Origin of the sequence: Sorangium sp. So ce1504 (genome assembly GCF_051521635.1) — a bacterium.
In the GTDB taxonomy this organism is placed as follows: domain Bacteria; phylum Myxococcota_A; class Polyangia; order Polyangiales; family Polyangiaceae; genus Sorangium; species Sorangium cellulosum_B.
Genome location: NZ_CP150365.1, coordinates 8,936,400 through 8,957,690, shown reverse-complemented (window position 1 = coordinate 8,957,690; position 21,291 = coordinate 8,936,400). Strand labels below are relative to the sequence as shown.

Sequence of the window (21,291 nt, the reverse complement as noted above, 5' to 3'; positions counted from 1 at the left end):
TCGCCGTTGACGCCGCGCGCCGGGCGTCAGTACGTTCCGCGCATGCGTGACGTTGCGCCTTCGTTGTTGTTCTGCCTGATGCTTGGCGCCGCTGGTGTCTACACGAGCCCCGCCAGCGCCGAGGACCTCTATTCGACGCTGGAGCGAAGCGGCAGCTCGACGGTGAAGGACCATGTTCGCCGTGCGCAGAGAGCCCGTGACGCAGGTCGGTGGACCGAGGCACACGCGGCCTACAATGCGGCGCTCCAGGCGACAGACCCGGCGTCGAACACGGAGAAGGAGCGCGCGGAGCTCGCCGGAGAGCTCGGCCTGTGTGAGCTCGAGCTGCGCAAGTACCGTGATGCTGCCGAGCATCTCGCCTGGAGTCTCGAGCAGCGCAACGTCCTGCCCCTTGAACTACAGCTGCGGTTCGAGGCCGGGCAGCGCAAGGCAGCGTCGCATGTCGCGACCCTCTACCTGTCTGTCGACCCGCCGGACGCGGAGGTGCTCATCGACGGCAAGCCCATCAGCGCGCCTGCACGGACCTACAGGCTATTCCTGGAGCCCGGTCAGCACATGGTGCGGGCCCGGTTGGCGGGCCATGAGGAGGCGTTCGCGTCGTTCGACGCGCAGGCCGGGAAGCCGACGACCATCTCGCTGCAGGTACCGCGCGCCGCAGCGCCGGGCACCCCTGCGAAGGGAACCTCAACCAAGAGCTCCGCGCGAGGAGCGCAGGCGTCGTCCGTGGCGCCGTCCACCACCGCGTCGACGCTGCGCATCGGCGGCGCGGTCGTGGCGGGGGCAACCATGGCAGCCGGCGGCGGGTTGCTGATCTGGAGTGCCTACACCGAGGATGAGCTGCACGACCGAGCTACCGCGCTGCGTGGCGCAGACGAGGACGCGGGCCGATGTGCCCGCCCGAACGCACCGCGCGCGTGCTCGGAGCTGCGCGACCTGCAAGGGAAGCGGGATCTCCTGAAGAAAGCCGGCTGGGTGACCCTTGCGTCCGGCGGCGCGATCGGTGCGCTGACGCTCGCGTCTCTGCTCGTGGACCGAACCTCGCCGCCCAGCGATGGCGTGCGTGTCGTTCCCACGGTGAGCGGACAGCACGCGGGGCTGATAATAATCGGTGCATGGTGACGAACGTGGAGCTCCAGGTCATGAGAACCTCACGGAAAGGCCGGCGCAAGGTGGCTACCTTGGTGGCCATCGCGCTCGGGTGCGAAATAGCTGCTGTCGTGTGCGGGTGTTCCTCCGGCCCCACGGTACCCGTCTGCGACGAGGATCCCACGGTGAGACCTCCGGAAGACGGCTGCGGCATCTTCGTCAGCGCAAGTCTCGGTGACGACGCGAACCCCGGGAGCCGCGCGGAGCCGGTGAAGACTTTATCCAAGGCCATCGAGCTTGCAGATATGGGCAGCCACCGTGTCTACGCATGTGCCGAAACCTTCGATGAAACGCTCGGGCTCCACAGCACGGGTATCTGGGGCGGATTCGACTGCACGAACGGCTGGCGTCATCCCGGGGCTAGCGCGAAGACCGTCGTCGCCCCGGAGCGGCCCGTTTCTCAAGTGGTATGGCTCGGAGGACGAGCAATCGCTATGCTCGCGAACCTGCGAATCGTCGCTCCTGATGGCAATGACGCAGATGATGACGCAAGAGGCTCCATCGGGATAGATGCGCTTGAAGGGGTTCAGCTCAAGCTCGTGGCGAGCGAAGTCATCACCGGGCGTGGTGGAAGCCCGGGCGGCAGCTCGATCGCGATCTACCTTCGAACCGGCAGCGAGCTCGAGGTGATTGACAGCATTATCGTTGCGGGCGACGGAGCGGACGGTGAGCCCGGAGCCGCGGCAGAGGGCACGGCGGCAGCCGATGGTGAGCTGGGGCACCCCGGAGCTGACGCGTGCACCTTGGACGCCTCGGCTGGGACGCCGGCCGTCACGACCATGTGCGACGACGGAAACTCAGCCAGCGGTGAGGGCGGCCTAGGGCTGGCGGATCGGGGTTCCGGCGGCGGGAATGGGGAGCCTGCCCCAGACCCGAATCCGACGGGCGCCGGTGCCGGAGGCATCGGTCAGCAGGGGAGCATGGCGTGCAGTGATGGCCAGCGCGGCCACGACGGTGCCGCTGGTCTACAGGGCCAAGGAGCGAGGCGTCCGGGCGTCGTCGCATGGGGCCGCACCCTGGGCAAAGGCCAGGACGGGCTGGTCGGGCGCCCTGGTCAGGGGGGCGGCGGTGGCGGCGGCTCGCGCGGCGGTCCCGCCGCCTGTGGTGCAGGCCCGGCCGGCGGGGCGTTCGGCGGCTCGGGCGGGTCGGGGGGCTGTGGCGGCAAGCCGGGGAAAGGGGGGTTCGCCGGGGGGGCGAGCATCGGCATCGCTACGAGGGGGTCTAAGGTCACAGTCCGCGGGTCGACGATCCAGACGGGCCGTGGCGGTCGGGGTGGCGCGGGAGGGGCAGGCTTACCGGGAGGTAGCGGAGCTCCTGGCGGCGATGGCGGCAGAGCGGTGCCTGACACGCTCGCAGGGTGCCGCGGAGGCGACGGCGGCAACGGAGGGCCCGGAGGCGGCGGAGGCGGCGGCCTCGGGGGCCATTCGATCGGCATCGCGTACCTCGAAACCGCGGAGGTGACACGGGATGACGTCGAGGCGACGTTCGTGCTCGGGACTGCGGGCAAGGGCGGGCCCGGCGGTGACCCCGACGCGGCGGAGAGCGCAGGTGATGACGGCGCGGCGGCCGAGTTCCTGCCCTTCGTGGCCGAGGATTCGAACGACCCAGACGCCTGGACGCTGGAGTAGGCGCGAGCAATGCAAGGAGATTCGATGATGAGCAAAGCATCGAGGCGCAACTGGCGGCATCGTGTGTCCGAGGCGTTGCCTCTGCTGCTCGTAGCCTTGTGGCTTTCCGGAATCGCGGCGACTGGGTGCGGCGCCGATCCGGGTACATGGGAGCCCTGCGAGGAAACACTCACGTGCACGCCGGTTGTGGCTTGTAATGCCGACCACGGCAACCCTGACCGTTCGGTCGACTGCGATGGCGTGTATTTGCGGCAGGATGGTCGTGACGATCACCCGGGCACGCGAGACGACCCGGTGAAGACCTTCGCGCGTGCGTTTGATCTCGCGCGTAATAAGGGGATGCGGGTGTATGCTTGCGCCGACATCTTCGAGACAGAAGTGCGTGTGCCGGCTGGCATGGAGGTGTGGGGAGGACTCGACTGCCGCGATCCCCGTGGACATTGGCCTATACATCCGCTGGGCGAGCTTACCACCATTGCGCCAGGCCCGAACCTGACCCCGCTCACCGTTGTGGACCAGACGGCGGAGCCCTTACCCGAAGCTGACGTGACCACGACGCTAACGAGAATGCGTATGGTCGCACAAGATGCCACCGTGCCGGGCGGCTCCTCCATCGCCATGCGCGCCCTGCCGGGGGTGACGGTGGACGTACGCCTGAGCGAGATCGTGGCCGGGGACGGCGCAGATGGGGCCGCTGGCGCTGACGGAAGCGCCGAATCAGCACGGGAGGGTGCACCAGGGAACCCGGGAGCCGTGGCGTGTTCTGCGGACGTCGTGACGGGAGGGGCGCGGGTCACCACCGCATGTGACGACGGCGTTTCCTCAGGCGGGATGGGCGGCGTCGGTACCAAGGGCGATGGTAGCGACGGCGAAAGTGGCGACCCTGTGCCAGTCACCAACCCGATGGAGTACGGCTTGGGTGGAACTGGGCAAGACGTCATGTCCTGCACAGATGGAACGCGCGGCCTGGTGGGGGATGACGGCGCGAACGGTAACGGTGCGTCAGGGCAGGGGAGGCTCACAGACACAGGGCTAGAAGGCAGCGCTGGCGAGGATGGCCAGACGGGGCAGCATGGCTACGGCGGCGGCGGTGGAGGCGGCTCGCGCGGCGGAGCCATGTTCTGCGGCACAGGAGCGGCACAGGGCGGCGCTTCGGGCGGTTCCGGCGGTGCTGGCGGTTGCGGCGGCGAGCCCGGCAAGGGCGGCGGTCCAGGCGGATCCAGCATCGGGATTCTGTCTTACCACGCCAGCGTCCACGTGAGTAAAACCAGCATCATCACGGGTCGGGGCGGCAATGGCGGGCGAGGCGGAAAGGGCCAGTACGGCGGCGTGGGTGGGTACGGCGGCACTGGCGGAGGCAACAGGGCTGGGTCGCAGCCAGGCTGCCGTGGTGGCGATGGCGGGAAAGGCGGCAATGGCGGTCGGGGCGGTGGAGGCCACGGAGGACACTCTCTTGCGGTGGCACATACCGCCGACCAGGGCCCCAACGTCGAGTCCGACTCTCCGATTAAGTTCGGCATCCCTGGTGACGGTGGAGGCGCTGGCGATCTGAACGCGAACCCGGGCAAACCCGGTGCCGCAGCCGTCTCGATGGGCTTCCAAGACTAGAGGCGTGCAAGGAAAAGTGTGACAAGATATGGGAACTCTGCCGTGACAACTGCCCAAGGGGCGACACGACCTGCCTAAAACAGTGTACTGATGAATATAGTCGATGCCTCAAAGACTGCGACAGGAGATGTAAGTGATGCTCGAGCTGACCTTTAAGCTGACCCCAGAAGAGGGCGAGTCGCGCGACATCGTGGTTCGCATCCATGAGCCGACGCGAAACCCTCCGGAAAAAAAGTGGCCTTGGGCTGTCACTGTTGACATCGATGGGCGCCCATCTACTACATACGGGGTAGACCCTCTCGATGCGGTTGAAAACGGAGCCCAGCACGCCGCGATCGTGTTGCGCGGGGTCCATGGCGATGCGCTCGACCCGCCCATCGAGCCGCGGATGAAGGAGGGCCAATAATCGACTCACGGATGCGCCAACACCCGCCAGCTGGGTGCCCGTCGTGGAGCGCCGTGGAGCCCCGTACCCTGGCGTCGCCCGCCGCGCCTGCGCTCGGTGATCCCGCTCACGCGGGACCCACCAAATCCAGCAGCGCCAAACTTTGTCAGGTCACACGCAGGGCACACAAAAAGCAGAAGACACGGCTCTCGCCGTGTCTTCTTGGTGGAGGCGCCGGGAATCGAAACGCCTGCCGAGGGTAGGGATCCGCAGGGATCGCGTAGGTTTCCGCATGCGACGGGAGCGGCAAGCGTGCCGACGACGGCGGCTAAGTGCGCGAAACCTCGTGAGCCGGACGAATCCCGGACGAAACCGGCGGACCCGCGGACGGTGCTGCTCGGCCAGCTGGCGGAGTGCATGAAGGCGGCGCTCGCGGCAGGCGACGTGGAGGCGGCGCGCATCGCCCACGAGACGATCGGGCGCCTGCTCGGCGCGCCAGGGGCCGATGCGGGCGGCGTCATCGACCTTGCCGCCGAGCGCACCCGGCGCGGCGGGTAGCCCCGGCTGGCCCGCGCTCGCGGCGGGCGACGTCGAGGCGGCGCGCATCGCCCACGAGACCATCGGGCGCTTGCTCGGCGCGCCAGGGGCCGATGCGGGCGGCGTCATCGACCTTGCCGCCGAGCGCACCCGGCGCGGCGGGTAGCCCCGGCTGGCCCGCGCTCGCGGCGGGCGACGTGGTTCACGTCCGGTCGTCTTCGTGACCTCACACTCCGAAGGCGTCGTAACTATCGCGCACAGGGTGATAGACCACGTGGCCATAGGCGTCTTGAAATATCGCGGCTGCTGGACCGTCAGCCGATGCGATCAAGGCAATTCGGCGCGGCGACTCGGCCACGAAACAGGCGGCGCTTCGGTGGCGGGTTCCTTTGTGCGGATTTCACGCCATCGTGATCACCGAGATCACCGCATCGTGATCGCTCGGATCACCGCATCGTGATCACCAGGATCACCATCGTGATCATCGGGATCACGGTCGTGATCGCGCGGATCGCCGCTCGTGATCGCGCTGGTGCATCCTGCGCGGCCCACGAGGCTGAGGCGTAGCGGCGCTGGACGTCGGGTCCACCCACCCGGGCCTCAGAGGAGGGTCCCAGGTGGCGACGGAGCGACTGTCCATGCACAAAACACGAGAGATTCTTCGGCAGAAGTGGCTCCTGGGCCGCACGCACCGGCAGACGGCGGTGAGCAACGGCACGAGCCCGGGGGCGGTGGGCAACGTCCTGGCACGCGCCAAGGCCGCCGGCCTCACGGCTTGGGAGCAGGTCACGCAGCTGGACGACGATGCCCTGGAGCGGGCGCTCTACGGCACGTCCGTCGTCGAGCCGGGGGTCGCGCCCGTCGAGCCCGACTGCGCCTGGATTCACCGCGAGCGGCACCGGCCCCACGTGACGCTGGAGCTACTGCACCTGGAGTACCTGCGCCAGCATCCCAACGGTCTTCGCTACACTGCCTTCTGCAACCGCTACCGGACGTGGCTCGATCGGCGCGGCCTGGTGATGCGCCAGGTCCACGTTGCGGGCGAGAAGATGTTCGTCGACTACGCCGGCAAGAAGCCGAGCCTCGTGGACCCCGCTACAGGCACGGTCGCCGAGGTCGAGCTGTTCGTCGCGGTGCTCGGCGCCTCCAGCTACACGTACGCTGAGGCGACGCGCAGCCAGAGGGGACCGGACTGGATCGGAAGCCACTGCCGCGCCTTCGTGTTCTTCGGCGGTGTGCCGCGCGCTGTCGTGTGCGACCAGCTCAAGAGCGGCGTCACGCGCGCCTGCCGGTATGAGCCTCAGGTGCAGCGGACATACGAGGAGATGGCCGAACATTACGGCACGACGGTGCTGCCCGCGCGACCGAAGCATCCACGCGATAAGGCCAAGGTCGAGGTCGCCGTGCAGGTCGTCGAGCGATGGATTCTTGCCCGTATTCGCAACGAGGTGTTTCACTCGCTCGCAGCGCTCAACGCGCGCATCGCCGAGCTGCTGGTCGACATCAACAGCCGTGTGATGAAGCGCTACGGCGAGAGCCGGAAGGAGCTCTTCGAGAAGCTCGAGAAGGCAGCGCTCGCCGCCCTGCCTGCGGAGGCATTCGAGTACGCCGAGTGGAAGAAGGCGCGTGTCAACATCGACTACCACGTGGTCTTCGACGACCACTTCTACTCGGTCCCCCACGTGCACGTGCACGAGGAGGTCTGGATAAGGGCGACGGTCGCAACGGTCGAGGTCCTGCTGCGCAGCCGCCGGATCGCATCGCACCCCCGCTCGCGAGCGCGCGGGCAGCACTCGACCGTGCGTGAGCACATGCCGAGCGCCCACCGGGCGCATGCGGAGTGGACGCCCTCGCGCCTGCTCGCGTGGGCCGAGAAGGTCGGCCCGGCAACCCGGCAGCTCTGCGCGGCGATCCTGGCCGAGCGGCCTCACCCCGAGCAGGGTTTCCGGTCCTGCCTGGGCCTGCTGCGCCTCGGCAAGCGCTACGGCCAGGAGCGGCTGGAGGCTGCCTGCGTGCGCGCCGGGCACGTCCGCGCTCGCTCCTACCGGCACGTCGAGTCGATCCTGAAGAACGGGCTCGATCGCGTGCCGCTCGCTCATGACGACGGCGCCCCGGCCGCCCCTCAGCCCATCGACCACGAGAACATCCGTGGCCGTGACTACTACCTCAACTGACGGAGAACGACGTGTTGACCGAACCGACGCTCGAGAAGCTGAAGAGCCTTCATCTGTACGTGATGGCGAACGCCTGGGTGGGGCAGCGGACTGACCCCGCGATCGCCGAGCTCGACTTCGATGGCCGCTTTGCGCTGCTCGTCGACGCCGAGCACATCGCCCGTGACAACAAGCGGATCGGGCGCCTGCTGCGCGAGGCGAAGCTGCGGATCCCCAGCGCGTGCCTGGAGGACATCGACTACGCGCCCAAGCGGGAGCTCGATCGGGCCCAGATCCGCCAGCTCTCCTCGGGTCGCTGGATCGCCGACCACGCCAACGTGCTCATCACCGGGATGACCGGCGTGGGCAAGAGTGTTACCGAGCAGGCTGTTTGATGGCCGGAAGATCCGGCTCTGTGATGGCCATCATCGAACTGGATCTCCGCTCACCGCGATTGCAGCGAGGCGATGCGCCGGGTGACTGCGGCGGTCGCAGAGCGCCGGCGCTCTCAGTCGATGCGGAGGGGGAGGCGGTCATTGCCGTCGAGGACGGCGTGGTAGCGAGCGAGAGCGTCGTCGAGCCGATCGAGGTAGTGGAGCACGACGTCGACGGCGTAGAGGCGAGAGCAAAGCGGATCCGGGTCGCCCGGGTAGCGCGCGGTGAGCGCGTCGCGGGCGAGCGCGAGGGCCGCGACGAGGGCGGCGGCCGCGCTGGCCGCGGCGTCGCCGCGCAGCGTGTCCCCCTCGGCCAGGGGGACGGGGTTCATCCGGCCTCCTCTGCGTCCAGCTGCAGGATGCGGCTCAGGACGTCGCGCTCGACGAGCTTGCGCTTCTTGCGCGCAGCGGCGCGGAGCGCGGCGGTGGCGAGTCGATCGGTGTCGCGCAGGCTGCTAGCGGCCGCCTCGTGCAGCATGGCGATGGCGTCCGAGGTGAAGAGCTCTTTCGTGCAGCCGACTCGGCCGAGACGTACACGCAGATAGTCGGCCGTATCGTCCGGCGTGAGCGGGTCGATGGTCAATCGGTAATGGAGGCGCGAATACAGGGAGCGATTGCGGCGCACGCGGAGCCGCTCGCCGAGCTCGGGCAAGCCAAGCAACACGAGCGAAAGCAATGCGCGGCTATCCCAGGCGTAGGTGGGTGGGCGGCCGGCGCCGTGTCTGGCTTGCGCCAGATCGGTTTCCGGCCGCCCCCCTCCGAACCCGGCGTGCACCTTTCGTTATGCACCGGGCTCTCCATCGACGCTTGTAGCGAAGTACGGCGCGTGCATCCAACCCAGCTTGTATTGCTCAACGGTGAGCCGGGAGGTCTCGAAGAGGACAACCTCTCCGTCCCTCCAGCGCACGCATCGGCCGCCTGGCTTTCGCCAGCCGTAGCGGCTGGCGAGGCGCTTCAGGGAGAGCCGATGCTTCTTCTTGAGCCAGCGGGCGACCGTCCACCAGACATAGTGGTCGAGGAAGTTGAACACCTTCTTCGCACCCCAAGCATGCCGGTAGAAGTTCGCCCAGCCTCGCAGCATGGGGTTGAGCTTCCGGAGTTGCTTGCTCAACGACTGGTTCTTCGTGGAGTTCGAGAACAGCCGCTTCACGCGCTCCCGAAAGAGCTTGCTGCGTTCCTTCGGAACGAGGCTGGCGCTCACCATCCGGCGGTGGCCGGGATGTCGCCGTACCAGGATATGGTGGCCCAGGAAGCGCATGGGTCTCGTGATCGGGGTCACGAGCGTTTTCGCTTCCGACAGCTCCAATCCTAACTCGTTCTTCAGGAAGGCGGCCAGCGCAGACTTCTCCTCGTTTGCATATCGCTCGGCGTCCGCTTGTTGCTGCGGGCCGGGCGGTGCGCCGACGAGAAGGATGAAGTCATCCGCATACCGAATAGGGACGAACACCGGGAGACCGCGCCGCCTGTCGGTGGTACGTCTCTCGTTGGCCCGCCGTGTAATCGTCTCCGGATCGGTGCGAAGCGTCGGCGTGCGGCGTGGCCACACGTGTCGCTCGTACCGTTCCTCGATCACGCTGAGCGCGATGTTCGCGAGGAGGGGAGACAGGATCCCACCTTGCGGGGTGCCTGCCTCCGTCCGGGAGAATTGCTCCTCGGACAGGACGCCCGCCTTCAGGAAGGCGCTCACCAACCGATTCACCTTGAGATCGCCGATGCGCCGGCGCACCCGGTTCATCAGCGCGTGATGGTTGATGTTGTCGAAGCACCCCTTTATATCTCCCTCAATGGCCCATTGGTATGGAAGCCGATTCACAGCCTTGCCCTGTTCGCGGATAGGCCGGGGACGCAGAAGCATCCGGAGATGCTCCAGCGCTCCATGGACGCCGCGCCCAGGACGGAAGCCGTATGAGACGGGGAAGAAGTCCGCCTCAAAGATCGGCTCGAGGATGCTCTTCAACGCTGCCTGCACGACACGATCCTGGACGGTGGGGATGCCCAGCGGACGGTACTTACCAGGCTGACCTGTCTTCGGGATGAGCACCCGACGCACTGGACTCGGCCGGTAGGTTCGGCACCTCAACTCCTCCCGCAGTTTCTGCGCGAAGCTCTCCGCGCCGATGTCCCGGATGAGGCTCCCCATCGTGATTCCGTCTACGCCCGCCGTGCGGCTCCCACGGTTGCGAGCCACGCGGTGAAGGGCGCATCGCAATGTGCGAGGATCGACAATGAACCCCCACAACTTGCGAAACACGTAATCCGGATCTTCTCTACTTCGCCGGTGTAGCTCACGTTGTACGCTCCGGAGCCAGTCCAGATCGGACTGAGATGCCGCATACACGGCTTTCCCCGGCGCAGCGTGAGCCGTCCCCATCGACTGCCCCCCTTCGCCTTGTACGCGGCTTTCCCGCGCTCCGACTACTACGGGGGCTCCGCCCCTCGTCCGAGACATGGCCGGACCTGTCGGCTTGCCAACGCTTGCGGCGCTGGCGCCCGGATCGAGGTTCCCGTGTTCACTGATACAACCCGTGGTGCGGTAGGTGGTCGGCTTTGCCCCTGGCAGCGCGGACCGGTCTCCCGTTCGAGGCTGGGAGCCGGCGTGCCCAGGCTGGGCACACCCAGTCGTTTTCAACTGACAACCAGGCTCTGGCTGCAAACCCGCGCGAGGCGGGGCATCCTTCCGTACAGAGGGTTCCAACACCGACTTCGATTTGCCTGAACGATCGTTCATGCGGCTCTCACCGTGGCACCTTCGGTCACCGGCCTCGGTCGCCAATGGCTCCCTGCGCCGGCTCTTCACGCCGCTCGGCTGTTGCAGGCCTCCGGTCCAGTCCCCGGAGACGTTCGCGGCGCCCTTCTTCACCCAGCTCGACCCAGGTGAGGGGGACCCCTTGTGGTCCCCGGTCGTATCAGCGCCTCACGGCGCACATTAAGGAGTATGTGAAGATGATCGAGTGTGTCCTGATGAAGTAGATGGGCCTCATCGAGGACGAAGACCGGAAATACGCGCTCCTTCGCGAGCTCTTCGACGTGCGTGCTGACCGCGTAGAAGACGTCTCCAGCGGTGCTGCAGCGCGCGAGACCGAGGGCCAGACAGAGCTGGCGATAGAAGTCCCGGCGTCCAAGCGTCACGTTGGCGCAGTAGGTCAAGCGAAACGTCTGCGGCGAAAGGGCATGACGGAGCGCGCGGAGCAGACACGTCTTGCCGACGCCGGGGTCACCGGCGAGCAGCACGCTCTTTCTGGCGTGCACCGCCTCGATGAGCATCTCGAGGAGCATCTGCTTGGACGGGGGGAGCCAGAGCTCGCCGTCTTCGACCTCCTTGGAAAATGGCTCTGCGGTGAAGCTGAAGTAGCTGCAGAAGTCCATGGTCATCCCTCCTCGTCATCGCGGGGCGTTCGTCCGAGAGCCTTGTCCAGGAGGGTCTTCGGCGGGTCAAAGGGGACGCGCGCCTCATGAGCGACATCGAGGTTGCAGGCCGGTCGCGGCCGATGGGCGTTCTTCACCGGATCGACCCGGTGCAGGGCGAAGCGTTTGCCCTCGTGTTCGATCCAGGGCGGCTCGTTCGGCGTGACGAGGCACCTCGACACCGTGACGAGGCGGCCGGCGAGGAAGCCGAGATCGGTCTCCCAGTCCTGCCCATCCATCGAGAGCGTGCTGTCACGCCGCACGCGCCGGCGGGCCTGGGTCGTGAGCGCGTCGCGCAGCTTCCGCTCGTCGAGGTCGTCGGTGACATGGGGATACTCCTCGTAGACCTGCGCGGGGGACTTGCCGAAGAGCGCCGCGTGCGGTGTGCGGTGGTAGTGCTCGTCGACCCATGCGTAGAGCCGGACGTTGAGGTCGTGGAGCGACCCGAGCGCTCCGGTGAAGTCCAGGCACCTCTCGCGCAACGTCCTCCAGAAGCGCTCCATCTTGCCGCGCGCGGGGGCGTCGTACGGGCGGGCGTGGATCAGGGTGGTGCCGAGTCGCTCGCACGCAAGGTGCAAGGTGTGCCCGCGGTAGGTCGAGCCGTTGTCCAGGTAGAGGGCGTCGGGAGCGCCGTGCTTGCGCAGCGCCCGGATGAAGAGCGCCAGCATGTCGACCTCCCGCTCGGCGCTCATCGCCTCGATCGCGAGGACGTACCGCGAGGCGTCGTCGAGCAGCGCGTGAATGCGCACCGGCGCCGGGCTGCCGTTAACGAGGATCGGCGACGCGTGACACACATCGCCGTGCCACAGGGCGCCGGGATGCTCGGCCTGCCAGCGCAGCCGCACCTTGCCGCCCGTGCGATCGCGCAGCGCGACGCGATCGAGGTGGTGTTCGGCATACAGCCGTCGCACCGTGGTGGCGGAGATGGCGCCCTTGTCGATGCGGCCCGCCGCGATCAGGGTGTCGAGGACGAGCGAGACCGAGGCGCTCGGGTGCTCCTCTCGGATTTCGAGCAGCATCTGCCGTTGCTCGGGGGTGAGCTCGCGCGCCCTCCCCTTGTCCTTGCGGGGCTTGGGGCGTAAGCCCTCGAGACCTTCGGTCTTGTACGCGTAATACCAGCGCTCGAGCGTGGGGACGGAGTAGGTGCGCGGGGAATGGGCGCGCGGTGGGCGAAACCGCTGCTTGCTCAGGTCACCGAGCGCTTCGGCGAGCTCTCCGCGGTCGAACTCGCGGTGCATGAGCGAGCCAATGATCTCGCTGCGATAGAGCGCCACCGCTTCGGCGTGGTCCTTCGGCTGGAGGGGGTCTTGCACGTCGTGTCCTTTCCGCGCCGGTGACACCGCACCGGCCGCACAGCCATCCAAGCGCAAGGCGCTCCGCCGACCGAGGATCCAACCGGGTGGGGTCCGGCATGAGCTGGGCGAGCGGGCCGCTTGCCATCACGCAGCCCGCGCGGCGCCCGCCATGACGGCGGCCTCGGGGACCTCGGCCTCAAAAGGCGCCATCGCGACGAGCGTCATCGCGGCCCGCTCGGCCCGCTGCCGCAGCGATGCAGCGAGGGGACTGGGGCGGACCGCCGCAAAGAGGCGCTCCTGGTCGATGGCGCGTAGCCAGCGCCGCACGGTCACCCAGCTGTCAGCATCGAAGCTGGCGGACCAGGGGCTGACGCGCCGCCGTACCTCGATGAGCGCTGCACCGGCGACGCCGACGAGCAGCAGGGCCAGACCGATCGCCGTCGCGGCGAAGTGCCGTCGCGGCGCGACGCCCCGCGGAACGACCGTGATCGCGGCGCTGCAGCGGCGGCATCGATAGCGGCGCGCCTCGATGGTGACGAGTCCGCCGCGCTCGCCGGCAGCCAGCGGCCCGCGCACCTGCCGCGACCGCGTTCCGTGACCCCACAGCCCCAACCCGCCCCCCAGCGGGCACCCCGCCGCGCCGCAACGGGGGCAGCGGGCTGGCCGCGCGCGCTCTACGGTGGGCGGGGAACCGAGCCAGCCTTTGACATCAAGGTCTAAATGGACGATTTGTTGAGGGCTCCGCTCTTTCAAGCGATTCGGAGCACGACGGGAGGGGGCACGCGGCCAAACGAGCTCCTCCCGTCGCCTATTTTGTGGCCGGCGCCGCGCCGATGCTCCGCTCCTGCCGCTGACCTACTCCGTTCGTTACGCCGACGGGCGACGAGTCGTGCTGGTAATTTTCGAGAGGCGAACGGAATGCACGGTCCCTCTTTTCCTGTGCTCCTGGATTCGACCGGCGTGATCGTGCTCAGGACGAGCTACGCTGAGAATTCTATCGGACTCGGCGCAATGCATGGCCGGGGAGCGCCCTGGCAGCTTGCTGCCCTCGGACACCCCCGTCATCGCACCTGATCCGCCTCGGTGATGGTGTTCTCCGGTGGGTCGAGCACCCTGCCATCAAAGAGCTGGATCGACAGGCGCACCATCGGCATCAACGACGGTGCTCAATAACAGCAAGAGCTACCTGGCCTGCGCGCTGGCGCATCAGGCATGCCGCGCTGGTTTCCGCGCGCTCTACCGGCGCGTGCCGCGCCTGCTCGAGGAGCTCGCCCTCGCGCACGCCGACGGGACGTACACGCGCCTGCTGGGGCGGCTGGCGAAGATCGACGTGCTCGTGCTCGACGACTGGGGGCTCGCCCCGCTCAAGGACCAGGAGCGCCGCGACCTGCTCGAGGTCTTCGAGGACCGCCACGGCCTGCGGTCGACGGTCATCACCAGCCAGATTCCTGTCGGAAAGTGGCACGATCACCTCGGGGACCCGACAATCGCCGACGCGGTCCTGGACCGCATCGTCCACAACGCGCACCGCGTCGCGCTGAAGGGCCCCTCGCGTCGCAAGGACAAGGAGACCACGGAGACCTGAACCCCAGACCCCGACGGACCAGCGTCGCTTCGCTCCGAGGGCGATCACGATGCGCGATCGCGGTGATCACGATGGCGTGATCTGCGTGATCACGATGGGCGGTCTCCGCACTTTGAGCTTCAGGTCAAATATTCCGCGCCGTCCATCGGCATTGACCCGCATGATCGGCGGAGTTGATTCCGATGCTGAGAGCTTTGCTCGGAATCCTACAATAGCAAGTTCCGGCGTGGCGACCACGGCACCATCTACGGCGCTCATCCGCCCGATGACGCTGAGAGCACGATCGCACTCGGCTGCCGCGTTCTGCGCGTCAGCGATCACGTCGTCGCTGGGATCCATCCGACTTCCCTCTACCATCGATGTCTCCCAACTCGAGGCGACCAATTTGCCAAAGTTGAGCGGCGCCTTGAGCTTCGAAGCGTTAAAGGTGCGCATCGATGCCGCGTCGTCCTTGTTCAAAATCGCAATAATCCCTCCGTGTCTACGGCGGATAACCTCAGTGATAAGCATTTTTAGTGCAGCGGTTGCGAGTGCGCGCTTGTCTTGGACAATTTCGCTCATATTGTCCATGGCCTTCACAATGTCATCCAGCGCTGGCTCCGAATGCATGGGATGCCATCTGACAAGCGGCTCGTTCTTTCCGCCTGCGTAATACGCAATCTCTGCGCTCCGGTGGAAGAAACGAAGAGCGCCCGCCCCGACCACGCGAACGAACAGGAGATTGTCGCCGGGCCAGCGCATCTTCTTGTGGCCGACCCCCGTGATCAACAATTGGTCGTTTGCGCAATGTACGATCAGGTACTCGTCGTCGCCTTGAGCGAGAGGTGCGTACTTTGCCACGTTTGCGGATGTGAAATCGTCTGGTGTCTCGAAGTCCACAACATCCCACGGTTCCCATCTGTTGATGGTCCCCCCGATCCGCAGATTTCTGCCCCTCACCTCGTGACGCCTGGGGCGAGCGCGGGCGGCCGGGAAGTTCGCCAGCGCGAGGCGCGGCGGTAGAGATCGAGCCCAAGCGGTGCGCTGGAAAGAAGAAGGCCCTGGGTAGCGACCAGGGCCTTCCGGGGATCGGCGACAGACCGATGTTCGGCCTGTCTCGCACGACCCAGCCGCCGAGGGCAACTTCCCGGCGCCCTGGTCCGGGGACTCGTGCAAGACAGCTTCCGGCTCGCCCGCTGCGGGCTCTGCGCCGTGATCTTCTTCGTCTGCGGCCGGTGTGATCGAGGGCAGCTCTACTGCGGCAGCGGCTGCCGCGACACGGCTCGCCAGCGGGCGCAGCGCGCGGCTCGGCTGCGGCACCAGAGCTCCCACGAGGGGCGCCTCGATCACCGTGATCGCCAGCGTGTCTACCGCGCCCGACGGGGCCGGCGCGTGATGGATATCGGTTCCGACAACTTGCCCGCATCCGCCAGCGTATGCCCGCGGATCGGCGCGCCGACGTCGAAGGACGACGTGGCCGTCGCCGGCCCGCAGGAGTCGAGGGATGGACGAGTTGGTGATGACGATCTCCGCGACGCCGCAGGAGACGCGGGTGCTGCTGACGCAGGGGCCCGACGAGGTGATGAAGGCCCGGCTGCGGTCAGTGGCCACGCCGGCGCATCGGTTCGCCGGGCCGATGCTGTGCGAGTCAATGGCGCTCTGGCACGACCAGAGGGTCCGTGCTGTCGTTTCTGCGGAGTCCGAGGACATCTTGTTCGCGCTGGGTTTGTGCGACGGCCTCGGCGTCGCGCGCGCGACGCTGCACTACGTCGTCGAGCCTCTGTTCATGGACGCCCCGCCCCGCCGCGGGCAACGCCTGCCGGGACTCGGTAACTTCCGCGGCGAGCATCGCCTTCGCAGGAGCCTCGGTCGATGACGATCGACGAGGCCAAGGAGGCGGAGATCCGCCGCCTGCACTTCGCCGAGCACTGGAAGATCGGCACCATCGCGACGCAGCTCGGCCTGCACCACGACGCCGTCGAGCGCGTGCTCGGCCTCGGCAAGGGGGCGCGCTCGCGGCCCGTCGTTCGCGACGCGGATGCCGCGGTGAGCGAGGTGCCTTTGCCGCTGCGCGGCTACGAGGCCTTCGTCATCGAGACGCTGACACAGTATCCTCGGCTCCGCGCCACGCGCCTGTACGACATGCTGGTGGAGCGCGGCTACGAGGGCAGTGTGCGCACGGTGCGACGGCATGTTCGGCTCGTGCGCCCGGCGCCGAAGAGCGAGGCCTTCCTCCGCGTCGAGCCGCTCATCGCCGAGCAGGCCCAGGTCGACTGGGCTTACGTCGGCAAGCTGCGCGTCGCGGGCGGCACGCGCCAACTCTGGGCCTTCGTCATGGTCCTGTCGTACTCGCGCGCGATCTGGGGTGAGCTCGTGCTCGACCTGTCCGCAAGCTCGCTTCGCCGCTCGCTCGTGCGCGCGTGCTGCTACTTCGGCGGCGCGACGAGACAATGGCTCTTCGACAATCCCAAGACCGTTGTCCTCGAGCGCCACGGCGACGCCGTGCGCTTCCACCCGGACCTGCTCGCGCTCGCCGGTCAGCTCTGCGTCGCGCCGCGGCTCTGCGCCGTGCGCAAACCGCAGCAAAAGGGCAAGGTCGAGCGAGCGATTCGCTTCCTGCGCGACCGCTTCTTCGCCGCGCGCACGATTCGTGACCTCGAGCGTGGCAACGCCGAGCTGCTCGTCTTCCTCGACGAGATCGCCAACGTGCGCCCGCACCCGCGATGGCCTGAGCGGCGCGTCGACCAGGTGCTCGCGGAGGAGAGGACGCGGCTGCTCGCGCTGCCCGATCCGCTGCCGGAGACGGACCTCGTCGAGCCCGTGCCCGTCGACAAAACCGCCTTCGTGCACTTCGACGGAAACCGCTACTCGGCGCCGTCGATCCACCACGGCAAGACGCTGATGCTCGTCGCCAATGACACGACCGTGCGGCTCTCGGACGGCGGCACGGAGGTCGCGCGGCACGTGCGCTGCTGGGGACGACACCAGAGCATCGAGGCGCCCGAGCACCGTGCCGAGCTGCTCGACCACAAGCGCGCCGCGCGCGAGGCCAAGGGGCGCGATCGGCTCGGCGCCGCGATCCCCGGCTTCGAGATCCTGCAAGAGCGCTGGGTGGAGGCCGGTCGCAACGTCGGCTTCATGACGGCCAAGGCCCTGCGCCTTCTCGACCTGTACGGCGTCGAGATCCTCGGCGCTGCGGCGCGCGAGGCCATCGCCCGCGGCACCCACGATCCCGGTGCCCTCGCCGTGCTCTGCGAGGAGCGCCGCCGCGCCGCCAACGGCCCTGTCCCCGTCGACATCGCTCTCGGAGCCCACGTCCCCGATCGCGACGTGATCCCCCACGACCTGGAGTCCTACGATGCCCAACGATGACGTCGCTGAGCTGGTTCGCTCCCTCGGCGTACGCGTGTCGCGCGAGGCGCTGCTCGCGCTCATCGCGCATGCCACCACGGCGCGCCTGTCGCCGGTGCAGACGTTCGAGGAGCTCGCCGCCATCGCCCACCGCGAGCGCGCCGAGCGCAATCTCGCCGCGCGCGCCAAGGCGGCGACCATCGGCACCTTCAAGCCCCTCGATCGCTTCGACTGGAACCACCCGCGCACGATCCAGCGTGAGCTCGTCGAGGAGCTCATGACGCTCGACTTCATCGCCAAGGGGCACAACATCCTGCTCCGGGGTCCGAGCGGCGTCGGCAAGACGATGCTCGCCCAGAACCTCGGCATGCTCGCGCTCCAGCGCGGCTATACCGTGCGCTTCACGACGCTGTCGGCCGCCCTCGCCGATCTGCTCAAGCAGGAGTCGCTGCCGGCCCTCGAACGACGGCTGCGGAAATACACGGCCCCGTCGCTGCTCATTCTGGACGAGATCGGCTATCTGCCGTGCAGCCGTCAGTCTGCCGACCTGCTCTACAACATCATCAGCCGCAGGCACGAGAGCCGCTCGCTCGTGCTGACGACGAATCTGCCGTTCAAGCAGTGGAGCACGGTCTTTCCGGGCGCAGCGTGCGTCTCGGCGCTGATCGACCGCTTCGTCCAGCACTGCCACATCCTCGACATCGACGCCGACTCGTGGCGGCAGAAGGAGTCGCTGGCCATGAGCGAGGCGCGACCCAAGCCGGGGCCGGAGGCCCCCGAGCCGCCCGCGGCAGCGAAGAAGCGCTGACCCGGCCGACGCCAGGTCAGATTTCCGCGGCGCCCGGGGTCAGATTTCCGCGGGCGCCGCGGTCATTTTTCTGCGGACGCGCGCGGCACGTTTCCGCGGATCTGCGTGGTTAGATTCCTGCGGATCTCCGAGGCCATCTACACCCATCCTTGAACACGCTCAGGTGTGGGATGCGTCGGGTCAAGAACGCCCGGATAAGCGACGTTGAATGTGAGATCGTGGCCCTCTTCGCGCAACAGCGAGGCGAAGAAGAGGACCTCAACTAGCTGCTCCAATTGGGGTGGCGCAGCTTCCTCCAACTCGCGGGCGAGCGCCCTGGCAACGTCTGCGGGGTATGCGGCTTTCATCGGAGTGGAATCTTGCTCGAGTCAAGTGTCGCACGGCGCTTGACAACGAGACGACCATCTCGTTGACAGAAGACCAGGTGGCGCAACCCCACGCGCCGACGGGTGCGGTCCGCGCCCAAAGAGCGTCTCTCCGGTCCGCTTTGCCGCTCGATCCACCCCATCGCCAACTCCCTCTGTGAGGTCAGCGGAGATACCGTCTCGTGTCAAGAAGAGCCCGCTCGGCAGACTCGTCTCGGGTGGGTAGGGAGATCGGGGTCGCCGCCGGTCCACCTACATCCGGTCCTGCTCCACTGGTCCCGGCTTCCAGCTGGGCGGACCCGGGATCCGGGTCGCGGGCCCCCAGTCGGCCATCCCGCCCCGTTCCGTTCCGTTCCGCCCGTTCGGCTATGGCTACCCACTGCCGGTGCCCTGTCTCACACCGTCCAGCCCCGCCCAGACCCCTACCGAAATTTGTCAGGTCACACGCAGGGCACACAAAAAGCAGAAAACACGGCTCTCGCCGTGTCTTCTTGGTGGAGGCGCCGGGAATCGAACCCGGGTCCGCAAGGCATCCAGTCTACCTTCGTTCACGTGCGTAGTCGCCATGCGCCGGCGACGGCGTTCGTAGATTCGGCTACGACCTATCCCTCACTGAATCTCGGCCGCGTTATCGAGGGCGTCCTCACGCGACCCAGCCCTGTGGTTGACACCCTTAGAGTACTAGGACGACCTTCTCCTCGGATGGCTTAGCGGTTATTAGGCCGCGACAGCGTATGCGTTGTCGTTCGCACTTGTAACGTCCCGCTTGATAGGCGGAGCAGGAGCCGCCAGCACGCAGACAGACCTTCAGTCCCCACGTCGAAGCCGATCGCCCCCTCGTGGTTCGTTCAGACGGACCGAATATTGCTAGAATCCGTGCCGCCGTCAACCCTTCGGCGCCAGATCGTTCCGTCGATGTCGCCGTCGCGGACGTCGCCGTGCGCCGGTCGGGGTCCGCTTCGTCCGATTCTTCCGGCTTTCCTGCCTGCTGCTGCCCCCACGCGCCTCCGCCGGCCTTGCCCGTCTCCATCTGCCTCAACCTGGTGCCGCCCGCCCGCCCGCCCGCCTGGTCTGGTCGGGCCCCTATCTGGCTGGTCGGCCACCCGCTGACCTCGCCTGCGTGCCTGCCCCGACGGCTCCTCGCGGCTCAGCTACCTGGCCGGTCCCCCCCGCTGACCTCGCCGGCACGCCTCCCGCTCTCGACGGCTCCTCGCGGCTCGGCTAAGAAGCCCGCGAAAAGGAAAAGGAGTCGGGCAACTTATGGCGAGGATGGTCCAGTGCGTGAAGCTCGGCCGTGAGGCGGAGGGGCTGGAGAAGCCGCCGCTGAAGGGCGAGCTGGGCAAGCGGATTTTCGACAACGTCTCGAAGGAGGCGTGGAAGATGTGGCTCGAGCACTCGAAGATGCTCATCAACGAGTACCGCCTCGACCTCATCTCCGAGGCCGGCCAGCGGATCTGGATGACCGAGCTCGACAAGTACTTCTTCACCGGCGGGAACGAGGCTGCGCAGCTTCCGCCCGACTACGTGGCGCCCAAGGACAAGCCGGAGTAGCCGACCGCGACCGCGGTCCCCCGTCCCTCATCGGCCCGGCGGCGCTCCCACCCACCCCCATCCGGAAGCGCCCCGCTCCCCCCTCCGCCCCTCAGGGCAGCGGACCCGGCGCCGGCAGCGCTCCGCCGTCGCGCACGTACGCGATCAGCGCCGCCGCCATCTGCTTGTCGACCTTCTCGCACTTCGCGGTGACCGCCCCCATCGTCGCGCCCTTGCACTCTCTCTTCCGCTCGATGATGAGCTTGCCCGTCTTCTCGTCGGCCAGGAACGCGTCGCGCGTCTTCTGATCGAGGCTCTTCCACGGGATCGCCGCGAACTTCGGCTTCGGCGGCACGTGCTGCCGGACCTCCTCCGCCATCAGCGTGGCGCACGTCCCGTCCCACCGCAGGACCTCGTATCCGCCGCCGGCGCCGCTCACGACCATGCCCCCCGTCTCCGGCTCCCGGTGATAGAGGATCAGCACCTCCTCATCGAAGACCAGCTTGTCGTTCGAGGACGACCCGCCAGAGGCGTTCACCGCGTCGGTGTCCCGCGTCAGGTACCCGCGCGTGAACGGCGACCCCTTCGCGAACAGGGTGAGCGCCACGTCGGGATGGAACCCGCTGCAGAGCCGCTTCACGAACGCCGCCGGCGGCAGACACTCGTTGCCCCGCTGCTCGCACGTCGTCGGGATCTGCCGTGACGCCTCCGCCGCCGCGTCCTCCTCCTTCTTCCCACCTTCACCCTCCGCCGCCTCACCCTCCTTCGCGGCTGGCGCCGCAGCAGCCACCTCGGCCTCCGCACGATCCGGCTCCGACGGAGGAGGCGCCGCGCCACCGCAAGCGGCCAGGGTACCCACCAGGAGAAGCGCAAACGAGCTCTGGACAGATCGCATGGCCCACGAACCTACCGGAGCCAGCCCGCCCCTCCGCATGGAAAAACAACGTCGACCCGCGACGCAATGCGCCAGCACGGCGTCAAAACCCGTGGCGCATTGCAGGACGCCCACCGCCGCCCCCAACGCAAAGCGCCGAATGTCTTGAATGGTTCAAATTTCCGACAGCGCTTGACATCAGCATCCC

22 protein-coding genes, 1 other RNA gene and 1 pseudogene are annotated in these 21,291 nt (G+C 67.6%); 12 read left to right on the top strand and 12 right to left on the bottom strand.

The window, feature by feature from the left end:
• Positions 1-42 precede the first annotated feature (42 nt).
• The gene (locus WMF39_RS33780; protein ID WP_437740590.1) at positions 43-1,119 is read left to right on the top strand and encodes a hypothetical protein; all 1,077 of its coding nucleotides are present in this window, start codon (positions 43-45) and stop codon (positions 1,117-1,119) included.
• Between the two features lie 1,364 nt (positions 1,120-2,483).
• A complete protein-coding gene (locus tag WMF39_RS33775; protein WP_437740589.1) occupies positions 2,484-2,774 on the top strand; it encodes a hypothetical protein in 291 nt (96 codons plus the stop codon).
• 1,032 nt (positions 2,775-3,806) lie between these two features.
• Here the strand turns inward: WMF39_RS33775 and WMF39_RS33770 are convergent.
• Positions 3,807-4,214 (bottom strand): hypothetical protein, encoded by a 408-nt coding sequence (locus tag WMF39_RS33770; RefSeq protein WP_437740588.1) that lies wholly within the window; start codon positions 4,212-4,214, stop codon positions 3,807-3,809.
• A 304-nt stretch (positions 4,215-4,518) separates the two neighbouring features.
• Here WMF39_RS33770 and WMF39_RS33765 point away from each other — a divergent pair, with 304 nt between their 5' ends.
• From WMF39_RS33765 to WMF39_RS33755, 3 genes are all read left to right on the top strand, one after another.
• Positions 4,519-4,788, top strand: coding sequence for a hypothetical protein (locus tag WMF39_RS33765; protein WP_437740587.1), 270 nt, complete (start codon positions 4,519-4,521; stop codon positions 4,786-4,788).
• Positions 4,789-5,157: 369 nt separating this feature from the next.
• Positions 5,158-5,325 (top strand): hypothetical protein, encoded by a 168-nt coding sequence (locus tag WMF39_RS33760; protein ID WP_437740586.1) that lies wholly within the window; start codon positions 5,158-5,160, stop codon positions 5,323-5,325.
• Complete coding sequence (locus WMF39_RS33755; protein ID WP_437740585.1) at positions 5,294-5,470, top strand: hypothetical protein; 177 nt, start codon at positions 5,294-5,296, stop codon at positions 5,468-5,470. Before WMF39_RS33760 ends, WMF39_RS33755 begins: the two co-directional genes overlap by 32 nt.
• A gap of 280 nt (positions 5,471-5,750) precedes the next feature.
• Here the strand turns inward: WMF39_RS33755 and WMF39_RS33750 are convergent, their stop codons facing one another.
• Positions 5,751-5,897 (bottom strand): hypothetical protein, encoded by a 147-nt coding sequence (locus WMF39_RS33750; protein WP_437740584.1) that lies wholly within the window; start codon positions 5,895-5,897, stop codon positions 5,751-5,753.
• A gap of 45 nt (positions 5,898-5,942) precedes the next feature.
• On the opposite strand from WMF39_RS33750, the gene istA (WMF39_RS33745) reads away from it, so the two are divergent.
• Positions 5,943-7,478: an IS21 family transposase gene (gene istA, locus WMF39_RS33745; protein WP_437740583.1), complete on the top strand. Its 1,536-nt coding sequence runs from the start codon at positions 5,943-5,945 to the stop codon at positions 7,476-7,478.
• 11 nt (positions 7,479-7,489) lie between these two features.
• The gene (locus WMF39_RS33740) at positions 7,490-7,852 is read left to right on the top strand and encodes an ATP-binding protein (protein ID WP_437740582.1); all 363 of its coding nucleotides are present in this window, start codon (positions 7,490-7,492) and stop codon (positions 7,850-7,852) included.
• 113 nt (positions 7,853-7,965) lie between these two features.
• On the opposite strand, the gene WMF39_RS33735 is transcribed toward WMF39_RS33740, so the two are convergent.
• The 6 genes from WMF39_RS33735 to WMF39_RS33710 form a co-directional block, all read right to left on the bottom strand.
• Entirely contained in the window at positions 7,966-8,223 is a 258-nt protein-coding gene (locus WMF39_RS33735) for a hypothetical protein (protein ID WP_437740581.1), read from the bottom strand.
• The gene (locus tag WMF39_RS33730) at positions 8,220-8,666 is read right to left on the bottom strand and encodes a hypothetical protein (protein ID WP_437740580.1); all 447 of its coding nucleotides are present in this window, start codon (positions 8,664-8,666) and stop codon (positions 8,220-8,222) included. The genes WMF39_RS33735 and WMF39_RS33730 overlap by 4 nt, the downstream gene beginning before the upstream one ends.
• 6 nt (positions 8,667-8,672) lie before the next feature.
• Positions 8,673-10,262: a group II intron reverse transcriptase/maturase gene (ltrA, locus tag WMF39_RS33725; protein ID WP_437740579.1), complete on the bottom strand. Its 1,590-nt coding sequence runs from the start codon at positions 10,260-10,262 to the stop codon at positions 8,673-8,675.
• A 485-nt stretch (positions 10,263-10,747) separates the two neighbouring features.
• Positions 10,748-11,257 (bottom strand): AAA family ATPase, encoded by a 510-nt coding sequence (locus WMF39_RS33720; RefSeq protein ID WP_437740578.1) that lies wholly within the window; start codon positions 11,255-11,257, stop codon positions 10,748-10,750.
• Positions 11,258-11,259: 2 nt separating this feature from the next.
• Entirely contained in the window at positions 11,260-12,609 is a 1,350-nt protein-coding gene (locus tag WMF39_RS33715; RefSeq protein ID WP_437740577.1) for a helix-turn-helix domain-containing protein, read from the bottom strand.
• Positions 12,610-12,735: 126 nt separating this feature from the next.
• On the bottom strand, positions 12,736-13,344 hold the full coding sequence (locus WMF39_RS33710) for a hypothetical protein (RefSeq protein ID WP_437740576.1): 609 nt from the start codon (positions 13,342-13,344) through the stop codon (positions 12,736-12,738).
• Between the two features lie 424 nt (positions 13,345-13,768).
• Here WMF39_RS33710 and WMF39_RS33705 point away from each other — a divergent pair.
• Positions 13,769-14,176, top strand: a pseudogene (locus WMF39_RS33705) (ATP-binding protein); the annotation flags it as partial.
• 66 nt (positions 14,177-14,242) lie between these two features.
• Here WMF39_RS33705 and WMF39_RS33700 read toward each other — a convergent pair.
• The gene (locus tag WMF39_RS33700; RefSeq protein WP_437740575.1) at positions 14,243-15,055 is read right to left on the bottom strand and encodes a hypothetical protein; all 813 of its coding nucleotides are present in this window, start codon (positions 15,053-15,055) and stop codon (positions 14,243-14,245) included.
• Between the two features lie 604 nt (positions 15,056-15,659).
• Between WMF39_RS33700 and WMF39_RS33695 the strand changes: the two genes are divergently transcribed.
• The 3 genes from WMF39_RS33695 to istB are packed head-to-tail and all read left to right on the top strand — an operon-like array spanning position 15,660 to position 18,314.
• Positions 15,660-16,031 carry a hypothetical protein gene (locus WMF39_RS33695; RefSeq protein ID WP_437307435.1) on the top strand — a complete coding sequence of 124 codons (372 nt, stop codon included), beginning with the start codon at positions 15,660-15,662 and terminating at the stop codon, positions 16,029-16,031.
• Positions 16,028-17,527, top strand: coding sequence for an IS21 family transposase (gene istA / locus WMF39_RS33690; protein ID WP_437740574.1), 1,500 nt, complete (start codon positions 16,028-16,030; stop codon positions 17,525-17,527). Before WMF39_RS33695 ends, istA (WMF39_RS33690) begins: the two co-directional genes overlap by 4 nt.
• On the top strand, positions 17,514-18,314 hold the full coding sequence (gene istB / locus WMF39_RS33685) for an IS21-like element helper ATPase IstB (protein WP_437740573.1): 801 nt from the start codon (positions 17,514-17,516) through the stop codon (positions 18,312-18,314). The genes istA (WMF39_RS33690) and istB overlap by 14 nt, the downstream gene beginning before the upstream one ends.
• Positions 18,315-18,451: 137 nt before the next feature.
• Here the strand turns inward: istB and WMF39_RS33680 are convergent, their stop codons facing one another.
• Together WMF39_RS33680 and ssrA are read right to left on the bottom strand one after the other, a co-directional pair.
• Complete coding sequence (locus WMF39_RS33680) at positions 18,452-18,661, bottom strand: putative sensor domain DACNV-containing protein (protein WP_437740572.1); 210 nt, start codon at positions 18,659-18,661, stop codon at positions 18,452-18,454.
• Positions 18,662-19,171: 510 nt separating this feature from the next.
• Positions 19,172-19,516, bottom strand: a transfer-messenger RNA (tmRNA) gene (gene ssrA, locus WMF39_RS33675).
• A gap of 423 nt (positions 19,517-19,939) precedes the next feature.
• On the opposite strand from ssrA, the gene WMF39_RS33670 reads away from it, so the two are divergent.
• A complete protein-coding gene (locus tag WMF39_RS33670) occupies positions 19,940-20,230 on the top strand; it encodes an oxidative damage protection protein (protein WP_437740571.1) in 291 nt (96 codons plus the stop codon).
• Between the two features lie 91 nt (positions 20,231-20,321).
• On the opposite strand, the gene WMF39_RS33665 is transcribed toward WMF39_RS33670, so the two are convergent.
• Positions 20,322-21,104, bottom strand: coding sequence for a hypothetical protein (locus WMF39_RS33665; RefSeq protein ID WP_437740570.1), 783 nt, complete (start codon positions 21,102-21,104; stop codon positions 20,322-20,324).
• Between the last annotated feature and the right edge of the window lie 187 nt (positions 21,105-21,291).

Excerpts from the sequence above, each read along its gene's own strand:
- WMF39_RS33780 (WP_437740590.1), top strand. The coding sequence starts at position 43 with ATGCGTGACGTTGCGCCTTCGTTGTTGTTCTGCCTGATGCTTGGCGCC.
- WMF39_RS33765 (WP_437740587.1), top strand. The coding sequence starts at position 4,519 with ATGCTCGAGCTGACCTTTAAGCTGACCCCAGAAGAGGGCGAGTCGCGC.
- istA (WP_437740583.1), top strand. The coding sequence starts at position 5,943 with ATGCACAAAACACGAGAGATTCTTCGGCAGAAGTGGCTCCTGGGCCGC.
- WMF39_RS33735 (WP_437740581.1), bottom strand. The coding sequence starts at position 8,223 with ATGAACCCCGTCCCCCTGGCCGAGGGGGACACGCTGCGCGGCGACGCC.
- ltrA (WP_437740579.1), bottom strand. The coding sequence starts at position 10,262 with ATGGGGACGGCTCACGCTGCGCCGGGGAAAGCCGTGTATGCGGCATCT.
- WMF39_RS33720 (WP_437740578.1), bottom strand. The coding sequence starts at position 11,257 with ATGGACTTCTGCAGCTACTTCAGCTTCACCGCAGAGCCATTTTCCAAG.
- WMF39_RS33695 (WP_437307435.1), top strand. The coding sequence starts at position 15,660 with ATGGACGAGTTGGTGATGACGATCTCCGCGACGCCGCAGGAGACGCGG.
- istA (WP_437740574.1), top strand. The coding sequence starts at position 16,028 with ATGACGATCGACGAGGCCAAGGAGGCGGAGATCCGCCGCCTGCACTTC.
- istB (WP_437740573.1), top strand. The coding sequence starts at position 17,514 with ATGCCCAACGATGACGTCGCTGAGCTGGTTCGCTCCCTCGGCGTACGC.
- WMF39_RS33680 (WP_437740572.1), bottom strand. The coding sequence starts at position 18,661 with ATGAAAGCCGCATACCCCGCAGACGTTGCCAGGGCGCTCGCCCGCGAG.
- WMF39_RS33670 (WP_437740571.1), top strand. The coding sequence starts at position 19,940 with ATGGCGAGGATGGTCCAGTGCGTGAAGCTCGGCCGTGAGGCGGAGGGG.
- WMF39_RS33665 (WP_437740570.1), bottom strand. The coding sequence starts at position 21,104 with ATGCGATCTGTCCAGAGCTCGTTTGCGCTTCTCCTGGTGGGTACCCTG.